General features: G+C 56.6%; 9 protein-coding genes, 2 tRNA genes and 1 rRNA gene. 5 read left to right on the top strand and 7 right to left on the bottom strand.

Translation table 11 applies throughout. The features are described from left to right. Positions 1 to 75: 75 nt before the first annotated feature. From P2T68_RS01650 to P2T68_RS01680, 7 genes are all read right to left on the bottom strand, one after another. On the bottom strand, positions 76 to 261 hold the full coding sequence (locus P2T68_RS01650) for a DUF1127 domain-containing protein (RefSeq protein ID WP_024072654.1): 186 nt from the start codon (positions 259 to 261) through the stop codon (positions 76 to 78). A 260-nt stretch (positions 262 to 521) separates the two neighbouring features. After that, the gene (locus P2T68_RS01655; RefSeq protein ID WP_003214752.1) at positions 522 to 737 is read right to left on the bottom strand and encodes a DUF1127 domain-containing protein; all 216 of its coding nucleotides are present in this window, start codon (positions 735 to 737) and stop codon (positions 522 to 524) included. Positions 738 to 1,055: 318 nt separating this feature from the next. Then, on the bottom strand, positions 1,056 to 2,549 hold the full coding sequence (locus P2T68_RS01660; RefSeq protein ID WP_024072655.1) for an acetyl-CoA hydrolase/transferase family protein: 1,494 nt from the start codon (positions 2,547 to 2,549) through the stop codon (positions 1,056 to 1,058). A 180-nt stretch (positions 2,550 to 2,729) separates the two neighbouring features. Then, a complete protein-coding gene (locus P2T68_RS01665; RefSeq protein ID WP_024072656.1) occupies positions 2,730 to 4,166 on the bottom strand; it encodes an NAD(P)(+) transhydrogenase (Re/Si-specific) subunit beta in 1,437 nt (478 codons plus the stop codon). After that, positions 4,166 to 4,486 carry an NAD(P) transhydrogenase subunit alpha gene (locus P2T68_RS01670; protein ID WP_003220416.1) on the bottom strand — a complete coding sequence of 107 codons (321 nt, stop codon included), beginning with the start codon at positions 4,484 to 4,486 and terminating at the stop codon, positions 4,166 to 4,168. The genes P2T68_RS01665 and P2T68_RS01670 overlap by 1 nt, the downstream gene beginning before the upstream one ends. Positions 4,487 to 4,501: 15 nt before the next feature. Continuing rightward, positions 4,502 to 5,623 (bottom strand): Re/Si-specific NAD(P)(+) transhydrogenase subunit alpha, encoded by a 1,122-nt coding sequence (locus P2T68_RS01675; RefSeq protein ID WP_024072657.1) that lies wholly within the window; start codon positions 5,621 to 5,623, stop codon positions 4,502 to 4,504. Positions 5,624 to 6,075: 452 nt separating this feature from the next. Next, on the bottom strand, positions 6,076 to 6,975 hold the full coding sequence (locus tag P2T68_RS01680; RefSeq protein WP_024072658.1) for a LysR family transcriptional regulator: 900 nt from the start codon (positions 6,973 to 6,975) through the stop codon (positions 6,076 to 6,078). A gap of 157 nt (positions 6,976 to 7,132) precedes the next feature. On the opposite strand from P2T68_RS01680, the gene P2T68_RS01685 reads away from it, so the two are divergent. The 5 genes from P2T68_RS01685 to P2T68_RS01705 all read left to right on the top strand — a co-directional run bounded on the left by P2T68_RS01685 (position 7,133) and on the right by P2T68_RS01705 (position 11,988). Further along, positions 7,133 to 8,314 carry an acyl-CoA dehydrogenase gene (locus tag P2T68_RS01685; RefSeq protein WP_024072659.1) on the top strand — a complete coding sequence of 394 codons (1,182 nt, stop codon included), beginning with the start codon at positions 7,133 to 7,135 and terminating at the stop codon, positions 8,312 to 8,314. Between the two features lie 13 nt (positions 8,315 to 8,327). Next, positions 8,328 to 9,548 carry a CaiB/BaiF CoA-transferase family protein gene (locus P2T68_RS01690; RefSeq protein ID WP_150054991.1) on the top strand — a complete coding sequence of 407 codons (1,221 nt, stop codon included), beginning with the start codon at positions 8,328 to 8,330 and terminating at the stop codon, positions 9,546 to 9,548. A 637-nt stretch (positions 9,549 to 10,185) separates the two neighbouring features. Then, positions 10,186 to 11,722, top strand: a 16S ribosomal RNA gene (locus P2T68_RS01695). Positions 11,723 to 11,805: 83 nt separating this feature from the next. Beyond that, positions 11,806 to 11,882 (top strand) — tRNA-Ile (locus tag P2T68_RS01700). Between the two features lie 30 nt (positions 11,883 to 11,912). Then, positions 11,913 to 11,988, top strand: a tRNA-Ala gene (locus tag P2T68_RS01705). Positions 11,989 to 12,134: the final 146 nt, after the last annotated feature.

Here is a 12,134-nt window from a genome sequence, read left to right on the forward strand (position 1 = left end):
CCGTTCTACAAGGTTCGCCACGTGGTGAGTGGATATTAAGCCGCCGCTTGTCCGTTCGGAAAGCCTCTTGACCGTCTAGTCACGCCAGAACGGTTTGGCCAGCTCTGCCATTCGGTCGGCGTGGCTGATGCCGGCATCCGACAGTTCCCGGGGATCGAGTTGTGCCAGCTGGCGCCGCTCATAGTGACGTCGTACCCACCTGGCGAATGCTGAAGCAGTAAGGATAAGCAGCCGTTTGCTGGACGAAGGACGGAGGTTCATGACGGGGCTTCCATGATTGCTGAAGCACCATGGTGTGCGAGTCCCCGCTGCCGAAACAGGTACACCGGAGTTAAATTGTACTGCTTAATTGTTGTTTTATTTAAACTGTACCGGTTGAGATGAAAGGCTTCTGTTCGGCGATCAAAAAAGCCAGGCCCCAGATACAACAAAGCCCGCCTCCGGTTACCCGGGGCGGGCTTTGTTTTGACAAATCAGGTTGCTGGCAGTGGACCCGTCAGGTCAGGGCCAGCGAGCGCCAATCAGCGCCAGAACGGCTTGCTCAGCTCTTCGTAGCGTTGAGCTTCGCTGATACCGGCGTCAGCCAGCAGACGCGAATCCAGGCGAGCCAATTGATGGCGGCTGGAGATGCGGCGCTGCCACAGCATCAGGTTGGCGAGAACGCGCAGAGGCAGGGAAGCCTGGGTGTTTACAGCTTTTTCTTCGAAGAACAGATCGGAACTGAGTGTACGTTCCATGATGACATCCTTCCGCTTGTGGCGGGATTAGGTAGTGGTTTAACTGATGCCAATGATCCTCCTCCGACACAAGACTCTCTAGATACAGTTCACCTGTATTGTGAGGGGCCAGTTAACTGTTTATAGCGGCTGTACTGTACGGAAATGGAGCAACTGTACCTGTCCGCACTGAAATAGTGCGAAATAGGTGTTTTCGATGGTGGGTGTGGGATATTTCGGTAGGAAATGACCGGTACAGCAGTACAGTTTTTTGCAAAAAGCTCAGTCAGACAGCCGAGCTGATGAAACTGTGTTTGCATCAGCTCGGATCTGTACCAATCACGCCTTGAGCATATGCCCGGTTTCTTCCAGATTGATGTGCCAGCTCAGTGCTTCGCGCAGGATGTGCGGGGTGTGCCCGCCGATGGCGCAGGCCGATTCGAAGTAGCTGTTCAGCGCATCGCGGTAAGCCGGATGTACGCAGTTGTCGATGATGACCCGTGCACGCTCCCGGGGCGCCAGGCCACGCAGGTCAGCCAGGCCTATCTCGGTCACCAGGATGTCGACGTCATGTTCGGTGTGGTCCACATGGCTGACCATCGGCACCACGCTGGAAATCGCACCGGCCTTGGCAATCGACTTGGTGACGAAGATCGCCAGGTGCGCGTTGCGCGCGAAGTCACCCGAGCCGCCAATCCCGTTCATCATTCGCGTACCGCACACGTGGGTAGAGTTGACGTTGCCGTAGATGTCGAACTCCAGCGCGGTGTTGATGGCGATGATACCCAGCCGGCGAACTACTTCCGGGTGGTTGGAGATTTCCTGCGGGCGTAGTACCAGCTTGTCCTTGTAGTGTTCCAGGTTGCCGAACACGTTGGCGTTGCGCCGTTCCGACAAGGTGATCGAGCTGCCGGAGGCGAAGCTCAGCTTGCCCGCGTCAATCAGGTCGAACGTCGAGTCCTGCAGGACTTCCGAGTACATGGTCAGGTCTTCGAACGGCGATTCGATCAAGCCGCACATCACCGCGTTGGCGATGTTGCCGATGCCAGCCTGCAACGGGCCGAGCTTGTTGGTCATGCGTCCGGCGTCCACTTCCTGCTTGAGGAAGTTGATCAGGTGATTGGCGATCCCTTGGGTGTCGTTGTCCGGTGGTGTCACGGTCGAGGCGGAATCGGCCTTGTTGGTGATCACGATGGCGACGATCTTCTCCGGTGGGATCGGGATCGCGGTGCTGCCAATGCGATCGTCGACGTTCACCAGCGGGATCGGTGTGCGGGTTGGCCGATAGGTCGGGATATAGATGTCGTGCAGCCCTTCCAGGTTCGGGTTGTGCGCCAGGTTGATCTCGACGATGACCTGCTTGGCGAAAATTGCGAAGCTGGCCGAGTTACCCACGGAGGTGGTGGGCACGATATGGCCTTGTTCCGTGATCGCAACGGCTTCGATCACGGCAATGTCGGGCAGCTTGAGTTGGTTGTTGCGCAGTTGCTCGACGGTCTCTGACAGGTGCTGGTCAATGAACATCACCTCGCCGGCGTTGATGGCCTTGCGCAAGGTGCTGTCGACCTGGAACGGCATGCGCCGGGACAGCACGCCGGCCTCGGTCAGTTGCTTGTCCAGGTCGTTGCCCAGGCTGGCACCGGTCATCAACGTGATTTTCAGAGGCGAAGTCTTGGCGCGTTCGGCCAGGGCGTGGGGAACGGCCTTGGCTTCACCGGCACGGGTGAAGCCGCTCATGCCGACGGTCATGCCGTCCTCGATCAGTGCGGCGGCGTCTGCCGCGCTCATGACCTTGTTCAACAGCGAAGGCAAGCGGATACGATCACGGTACATGGATTGTTATCTCGGGCTACGGGAGGCAAGGTGCGCAGTTTAGTGATTTCAAACAATTTCGGCCCGCTACCATGGTCGAATGCCGGGTGCCGATTTAGAGCCTTTTGTCGGGTTTCATGCAGCAATAAAAAACCCTAGCCTACTGGAGGCCAGGGTTTCAGGTATTGCGCTGGCGCAGTGTTATTCGACAGCTTTGACCATGTCTTCGATGACTTTCTTGGCATCACCAAAGACCATCATGGTCTTGTCCAGGTAGAACAACTCGTTGTCCAGGCCCGCATAGCCGCTGGCCATGGAGCGCTTGTTGACGATGATGGTCTTGGCCTTGAACGCTTCCAGAATCGGCATGCCGGCGATCGGCGAGTTCGGATCGTTCTTGGCGGCCGGGTTGACCACATCGTTGGCGCCCAGCACCAGCACCACGTCGGCCTGGCCAAACTCGGAGTTGATGTCTTCCATCTCGAACACCTGGTCGTAAGGCACTTCGGCCTCGGCCAGCAACACGTTCATATGCCCAGGCATACGCCCTGCCACCGGGTGGATCGCGTACTTCACGGTCACGCCGCGGTGGGTGAGTTTTTCTGTCAGCTCTTTAAGCGCGTGTTGTGCCCGCGCCACTGCCAAGCCATAGCCCGGAACGATGATCACCGTGTCGGCGTTGGTCAGCAGGAAGGTGGCATCGTCTGCCGAGCCGGACTTCACCGGGCGTGCTTCTTTAGAGCCTGCCGCCGCGCCAGCATCCGGCGTGTTGCCGAAACCGCCGAGCAGTACATTAAAGAAGGAGCGATTCATCGCCTTGCACATGATGTACGAGAGGATCGCACCGCTCGAACCCACCAGCGAGCCGGCGATGATCAGCATCGAATTGTTCAGCGAGAAGCCGATCCCCGCCGCTGCCCAGCCGGAGTAGCTGTTGAGCATCGAAACGACGACCGGCATGTCGGCGCCGCCAATCGGGATGATGATCAGCACGCCGAGCACGAACGCCAGGGCCAGCATCAGCGCAAAGGCGGTGAGGTTGCCGGTGAGCATGAAAGCCAGGCCCAGGCCCAGTGTGGCAAGGCCCAGCACCAGGTTAAGTTTGTGCTGGCCGCCGAACTGTACCGGTGCGCCTTGGAAGAGACGGAACTTGTACTTGCCCGAGAGTTTGCCGAATGCGATCACCGAACCGGAGAAGGTGATTGCACCAATCGCCGCGCCGAGAAACAGCTCCAGGCGATTACCGGCAGGGATCGAGTCGCCCAGGTGTTTGACGATACCCAGGGATTGCGGCTCGACCACGGCGGCAATGGCGATAAACACCGCTGCCAGGCCGATCATGCTGTGCATGAACGCCACGAGTTCCGGCATCTTGGTCATTTCCACGCGTTTGGCCATGATCGAGCCGGCGGTGCCGCCGATCAGCAGGCCGACAATCACATAGCCGATGCCCGCGGTGGCGAGTTCTGCGCCGAGCTTATAGATGAGGCCCACGGTGGTGAGTACCGCCAGCGCCATGCCGAGCATGCCGAACAGGTTGCCGCGTCGCGATGTGGTGGGGTGCGACAGGCCCTTGAGGGCCTGGATAAAGCAGATAGACGCGATCAAGTAGAGCGTCGTAACCAGATTCATGCTCATTACTTAGGCGCCTCTTCTTTTGCTTTCGGGGCTTTCTTCTTGAACATCTCGAGCATCCTGCGAGTCACCAGGAAACCGCCGAACACGTTCACTGCTGCCAGGGCCACGGCCAGGGTGCCCATGGTCTTGCCCAGCGGGGTCACGGTGAGCGCAGCGGCGAGCATGGCGCCGACGATCACAATCGCCGAGATGGCGTTGGTCACGGCCATCAATGGCGTGTGCAGTGCGGGGGTAACGTTCCAGACCACGTGATAACCGACATAAATCGCCAGCACAAAGATGATCAGGTTGTAGATACCGGGGGAGATAAGCTCTTCCATCGTCTGAATCCCTGCTTAGGCGTTTTTGCGGATGACTTGGCCGTCGCGGCACATCAGGCACGCGGCGACGATGTCGTCTTCGAGGTTGATTTCAAACTGCCCTTCCTTGTTGAAGACCAGCTTCAGGAAGTCCAGCAGGTTGCGCGCGTACAAGGCCGATGCGTCGGCGGCAACGGCGCCGGCCAGGTTGGTCGGGCCGCAGATGATCACGCCGTTTTCGACCACCACCTGGTCAGCGACGGTCAGTGGGCAGTTGCCACCCTGGGCGGCGGCGAGGTCAATGACCACCGAGCCGGGCTTCATCTGCGCGACGGTGTCGGCACTGAGCAAGGTCGGTGCCTTGCGTCCAGGGATCAGCGCAGTGGTGATAACGATGTCGGCTTGCTTGGCGCGTTCGTGCACGGCCACGGCCTGGCGTTGCATCCAGCTGGTTGGCATTGGGCGCGCATAGCCGCCGACACCCACGGCGCATTCACGCTCTTCGTCAGTTTCGTAGGGCACGTCGACGAACTTGGCGCCGAGGGATTCGATCTGCTCTTTGACGGCGGGACGCACGTCGGACGCTTCGATCACGGCACCCAGGCGTTTTGCCGTGGCGATGGCCTGAAGGCCGGCAACGCCAGCACCGAGGATCAGCACGCGTGCGGCTTTCACAGTACCTGCAGCGGTCATCAGCATTGGCATAAAGCGTGGGTAGTGATGGGCGGCGAGCAACACAGCCTTGTAACCGGCGATGTTGGCCTGCGACGACAGCACGTCGAGGCTTTGGGCGCGCGAGGTGCGCGGCGCGGCTTCGAGCGCGAAGGCAGTAATGCCGTGTTCGGCCAGCTTGGTGATGATTTCGTTGCTGAACGGATTGAGCATGCCCACCAACACGGTGCCGCTTTTGATCAGCGTCAGTTCGCTGTCGCTGGGGGCGACCACCTTGAGAATCAGCTCGGCGCCAAACGCGTCGCCGGCACTGCCAATGGTCGCGCCTGCCGTTTCATAGGCACTGTCGACGATGCTGGCCTTAACACCTGCGCCGCTTTGTACAGTGACCTTATGGCCCTGGCCGATCAGCTTCTTGATGGTTTCCGGGGTGGCAGCCACCCGTGTTTCACCGGTCTGGGTTTCGAGAGGAACACCAATGTGCACGTCAAATCTCCTGCATGATCTTTTTGCTTTTGATCTTTTTGTAAAAAGGCCAGTGCACCGTGGGTGGCGCATCTGGGGCGGCCGATCAGCACGATCCCGCTGAAATGACAGCGGGGCGCGGCATTTTGCAGGCGAACTTTACGGCCATCAAGGGATTATGACGGGTGACGAAAAATTAACTACAAGTCACCCTGTGACTGATTGTCGCAACACTTTGAAATAACCTCTTTAAATACAGGTATTTAAAGGTGTTCAGGCAATTTTTGAGGTTTTTGTCATCGTCCCGGTGAATAGTCGAGCATTGGCCGAAGATAATTGCTCAAAGCCAGCAAAGTCATGGCTTTGAGTCATGTTTCTGGAGGACAAGTACAGTCTGTTAAAAGGCGACATATACGTATATCTGTAGGATATAAAAATAGCTGACTACAAGGTCAGCAAATTAGCTATGGTCTTCAAATGCTGGGGATGTAGCGCTGTGATTGGTCCACGAGCCAGTCTCTGAACGCATGCAGTGAGGCGGACTCAACTTTTCTCTCTGGAATCATCAGGTAGTACGCCTTGGAACTGCTCAGTGCGTTGGGGCTTGCGATGACCAATTGGTGTTCGTCGAGCTCTCGTTGGATCAGGAAAGGTGGGATCAGCGCGATGCCCATGTCATGCATGGCCGCCTGGGACAACATCGAGAATAGCTCGTATCTCGGGCCTGTCATGTCGCGGGGGATGTTCAACTGTTGGGCGTTGAACCACTGGCGCCAGGCGTAGGGGCGAGTCGTCTGCTGCAGCAGTGGCAGCTCGGCAATTTCCTGGGGGCTGAAGTGCGTACGGGTTCTTAATAGCCTGGGGCTGCATACGGGGACAGGATTCTCGCCCATCAGCCTGTGGGATTCGGTACCAGACCAGTCGGCATCGCCGAAGTAGATCGCAGCATCGAATTCTGTGTCGGCAAACAGAAAGGGGCGCGTGCGGTTGGTGAGGTTCACCGTCACTTCGGGATGTTGGCGTTGAAAGTCCTTGAGGCGAGGGATCAACCATTGAGTCCCAAAGGTCGGGACCACTGCCAGTTCGATGACGTTTGCCCCCTGCTGCCCCATCACGGACAGCGTATCGCGTTCCACTGCGTCCAATTGCGTCGCGACTCGACGACTGTAGGAGAGCCCCGCTTCCGTCAGTTTGACGCCTCGCCGAGAGCGTCGAAACAGCTCGACACTTAAAAATTCCTCAAGACTGGCGATCTGTCGGCAGATAGCGCCCTGGGTGATGGAAAGTTCTTGCGCCGCCTTGGTAAAGCTCTCGTGGCGGGCTGCCGCTTCAAAACTGACAAGGGCAGTGGTGCTGGGGATTTTTCTACGCATGTACCTTGTACTCACTTATAAAGCGCGTATGCGCCCTTCTCGGTCTTTTCGAAGTGAGAAATTAGCACAACCCTATGCGGAAACCTCGTTTGCCCTCTGCGGCCGTCCGGCCTAGGCTCCTTGCACGACTACTGACTTTCTCTGCGAGGACTTATTCATGGCTGGCAAGGCAAGCTTCAACTGGATCGATCCACTGCTGCTGGATCAACAGCTCACCGAGGAAGAACGCATGGTGCGCGACAGTGCGCAGCAATTTGCCCAGGACAAATTGGCGCCGCGCGTACTCGAGGCTTTCCGCCATGAAAAAACCGATCCTGCGATCTTCCGTGAGATGGGCGAAACCGGCTTGCTCGGCGCAATGATTCCAGAGCAGTACGGTGGCAGTGGCTTGAACTACGTCAGCTACGGGTTGATCGCTCGCGAAGTGGAGCGTGTCGACTCCGGCTATCGCTCGATGATGAGTGTGCAATCGTCACTGGTCATGGTGCCGATCAACGAATTCGGTACAGAAGCGCAAAAACAGAAATACCTGCCGAAGTTGGCCTCTGGTGAATGGATCGGTTGCTTCGGTCTGACAGAGCCCAACCACGGTTCCGACCCGGGCGCGATGATTACACGTGCGCGCAAGGTGGATGGTGGCTACAGCCTGACGGGCGCCAAGATGTGGATCACCAACAGCCCGATCGCCGATGTGTTCGTGGTGTGGGGCAAGGATGATGCGGGGGATATCCGCGGTTTTGTCCTGGAGAAAGGCTGGAAGGGCCTGAGCGCTCCTGCGATTCATGGCAAGGTCGGACTTCGTGCGTCCATTACTGGCGAGATCGTGATGGACAACGTGTTTGTGCCTGAAGAGAACATCTTCCCCGATGTGCGTGGGTTGAAAGGGCCTTTCACTTGCCTGAACTCGGCGCGGTACGGCATCTCCTGGGGGGCCTTGGGCGCGGCCGAGTTCTGTTGGCACACCGCTCGCCAGTACACCCTTGATCGTCACCAGTTCGGTCGTCCGTTGGCGGCGACCCAGTTGATCCAGAAGAAGCTGGCTGACATGCAGACCGAGATCACTTTGGCCCTGCAAGGTTGCCTGCGCCTGGGCCGTATGAAGGATGAGGGCACGGCGGCGGTGGAGATCACATCGATCATGAAGCGCAACTCGTGCGGCAAGTCCCTGGACATCGCGCGCATGGCTCGGGACATGCTGGGTGGCAACGGGATCTCCGATGAGTTTGGTGTGGCGCGTCATTTGGTCAACCTGGAGGTGGTGAACACTTACGAAGGTACCCATGATGTGCACGCCTTGATTCTTGGGCGTGCGCAAACCGGCCTTCAGGCGTTCTATTAATAGGAGCATGGGCATGGGCGCGCTTTCGCACCTGCGGGTACTGGATTTATCGCGAGTCCTGGCGGGCCCTTGGGCCGGGCAGATTCTTGCGGACCTTGGGGCTGAGGTTATCAAGGTTGAGCGGCCGGGTAGTGGCGACGACACGCGGGCCTGGGGGCCGCCCTTCCTTAAGGATGCGTATGGCGAGAACACCAGTGAAGCTGCGTATTACCTCTCGGCTAACCGTAATAAGGAGTCGGTGACTATCGACTTCACGCAGCCGGAGGGGCAGAAGCTGGTGCGTGACCTCGCAGCCAAGTCCGATATCCTGATCGAGAACTTCAAGGTGGGTGGTCTGGCGGCTTATGGCCTGGACTATGAGTCGCTCAAGGAGATCAATCCTGAATTGATCTATTGCTCGATCACGGGCTTTGGTCAAACAGGGCCCTATGCGGCTCGGGCTGGTTATGACTTCATGATTCAGGGGCTGGGCGGGCTGATGAGTCTTACCGGTCGGCCAGAAGGCGATGAAGGTGCCGGGCCAGTGAAGGTTGGCGTCGCGCTGACCGACATCCTGACAGGGCTTTACTCGACCGTGGCGATCCTGGCAGCGCTTGCTCATCGGGATCACGACGGCGGTGGCCAGCATATCGATATGGCGCTGCTTGACGTGCAGGTGGCTTGCTTGGCCAATCAGGCGATGAATTACCTGACGACGGGAGTGTCACCCAAGCGCCTGGGCAATGCGCATCCGAATATCGTGCCTTATCAGGATTTCCCAACGGCAGATGGTGACTTCATCCTGACCGTGGGTAACGACGGACAGTTTCGCAAGTTTGCTGAAGTCGCCGGGCAACCGCAGTGGGCGAATGACCCGCGGTTTGCCACTAATCAGGCGCGGGTTGCCAACCGCGCGACGCTGATCCCGCTGATTCGCCAGGCGACGGTCTTCAAGACGACGAGTGAGTGGGTATTGCAACTCGAACGGGTGGGGGTTCCGTGTGGGCCAATCAATGATCTGGCGCAGGTGTTTGCTGATCCGCAGGTCAAGGCGCGTGGTTTGGCGATGGCGTTGCCCCATGCGCTGGCAGGGAGTGTGCCTCAGGTTGCCAATCCGATCCGACTCTCCAAGACACCTGTGGAATATCGCAGTGCGCCTCCACTGCTGGGGGAGCATACAGTTCAGGTACTCCAGGAGGTACTGGGATTGGGTCCGGCTAGCGTGGCTGCTTTAAGAGAGGCGGGGGTTATCTAAATAACGCTTCTTCTATATAGGAGCGCCCGGGTCCCATATAAAACAGTTTGGTGGTTTTTTAATCAATGTTAACTAATTGATAAGAAAGCAAAATAAAGGGTTGACGGCAGATTCTGGAAGTCTATAATTCGCCCCACTTCCGGCGCAGTCGAAACGGAAAACTCCTTGGTAAACAAAGAGTTACGCAAGATTCGACAGCGGCCTGCTTCAGTTCATCGAAGCCCAGAAGGAGTTGGTAGAGTGGTGTAGTTTGGCTCTATTAACGTTTCGATCCTCTCGGTCGAAAGCGGAGAAAAAGAGGTGTTGACAGCAGCGTGTAACGCTGTAGAATTCGCCTCCCGCTAACGAGAGATCGGAAGCGCAAGTGGTTGAAGTTACAAAGGAAACTTTGAAAACTTCTGAAAATAATCACTTGACAGCAAATGAGGCTGCTGTAGAATGCGCGCCTCGGTTGAGACGAAAGATCTTAACCAACCGCTCTTTAACAACTGAATCAAGCAATTCGTGTGGGTGCTTGTGGAGTCAGACTGATAGTCAACAAGATTATCAGCATCACAAGTTACTCCGCGAGAAATCAAAGATGTAACCAACGATTGCTGAGCCAAGTTTAGGGTTTCTTAAAAACCCAAAGATGTTTGAACTGAAGAGTTTGATCATGGCTCAGATTGAACGCTGGCGGCAGGCCTAACACATGCAAGTCGAGCGGTAGAGAGAAGCTTGCTTCTCTTGAGAGCGGCGGACGGGTGAGTAATGCCTAGGAATCTGCCTGGTAGTGGGGGATAACGTTCGGAAACGGACGCTAATACCGCATACGTCCTACGGGAGAAAGCAGGGGACCTTCGGGCCTTGCGCTATCAGATGAGCCTAGGTCGGATTAGCTAGTTGGTGAGGTAATGGCTCACCAAGGCGACGATCCGTAACTGGTCTGAGAGGATGATCAGTCACACTGGAACTGAGACACGGTCCAGACTCCTACGGGAGGCAGCAGTGGGGAATATTGGACAATGGGCGAAAGCCTGATCCAGCCATGCCGCGTGTGTGAAGAAGGTCTTCGGATTGTAAAGCACTTTAAGTTGGGAGGAAGGGCAGTTACCTAATACGTGATTGTTTTGACGTTACCGACAGAATAAGCACCGGCTAACTCTGTGCCAGCAGCCGCGGTAATACAGAGGGTGCAAGCGTTAATCGGAATTACTGGGCGTAAAGCGCGCGTAGGTGGTTAGTTAAGTTGGATGTGAAATCCCCGGGCTCAACCTGGGAACTGCATTCAAAACTGACTGACTAGAGTATGGTAGAGGGTGGTGGAATTTCCTGTGTAGCGGTGAAATGCGTAGATATAGGAAGGAACACCAGTGGCGAAGGCGACCACCTGGACTGATACTGACACTGAGGTGCGAAAGCGTGGGGAGCAAACAGGATTAGATACCCTGGTAGTCCACGCCGTAAACGATGTCAACTAGCCGTTGGGAGCCTTGAGCTCTTAGTGGCGCAGCTAACGCATTAAGTTGACCGCCTGGGGAGTACGGCCGCAAGGTTAAAACTCAAATGAATTGACGGGGGCCCGCACAAGCGGTGGAGCATGTGGTTTAATTCGAAGCAACGCGAAGAACCTTACCAGGCCTTGACATCCAATGAACTTTCTAGAGATAGATTGGTGCCTTCGGGAACATTGAGACAGGTGCTGCATGGCTGTCGTCAGCTCGTGTCGTGAGATGTTGGGTTAAGTCCCGTAACGAGCGCAACCCTTGTCCTTAGTTACCAGCACGTTATGGTGGGCACTCTAAGGAGACTGCCGGTGACAAACCGGAGGAAGGTGGGGATGACGTCAAGTCATCATGGCCCTTACGGCCTGGGCTACACACGTGCTACAATGGTCGGTACAGAGGGTTGCCAAGCCGCGAGGTGGAGCTAATCCCATAAAACCGATCGTAGTCCGGATCGCAGTCTGCAACTCGACTGCGTGAAGTCGGAATCGCTAGTAATCGCGAATCAGAATGTCGCGGTGAATACGTTCCCGGGCCTTGTACACACCGCCCGTCACACCATGGGAGTGGGTTGCACCAGAAGTAGCTAGTCTAACCTTCGGGGGGACGGTTACCACGGTGTGATTCATGACTGGGGTGAAGTCGTAACAAGGTAGCCGTAGGGGAACCTGCGGCTGGATCACCTCCTTAATCGACGACATCAGCTGCTCCATAAGTTCCCACACGAATTGCTTGATTCATTGAAGAAGACGATAAAGAAGCAGCCCGAAATTGGGTCTGTAGCTCAGTTGGTTAGAGCGCACCCCTGATAAGGGTGAGGTCGGCAGTTCGAATCTGCCCAGACCCACCAATTTTGTGTGGGAAACGCCTGTAGAAATACGGGGCCATAGCTCAGCTGGGAGAGCGCCTGCCTTGCACGCAGGAGGTCAACGGTTCGATCCCGTTTGGCTCCACCACTACTGCTTCTAGACGTTGAAAGCTTAGAAATGAGCATTCCATCACTGCGATGGTGAATGTTGATTTCTAGTCTTTGATTAGATCGTTCTTTAAAAATTTGGGTATGTGATAGAAAGATAGACTGAACGTTACTTTCACTGGTAAC

This window comes from Pseudomonas sp. G11 (genome assembly GCF_029457515.1).
Lineage (GTDB): Bacteria > Pseudomonadota > Gammaproteobacteria > Pseudomonadales > Pseudomonadaceae > Aquipseudomonas > Aquipseudomonas gorinensis.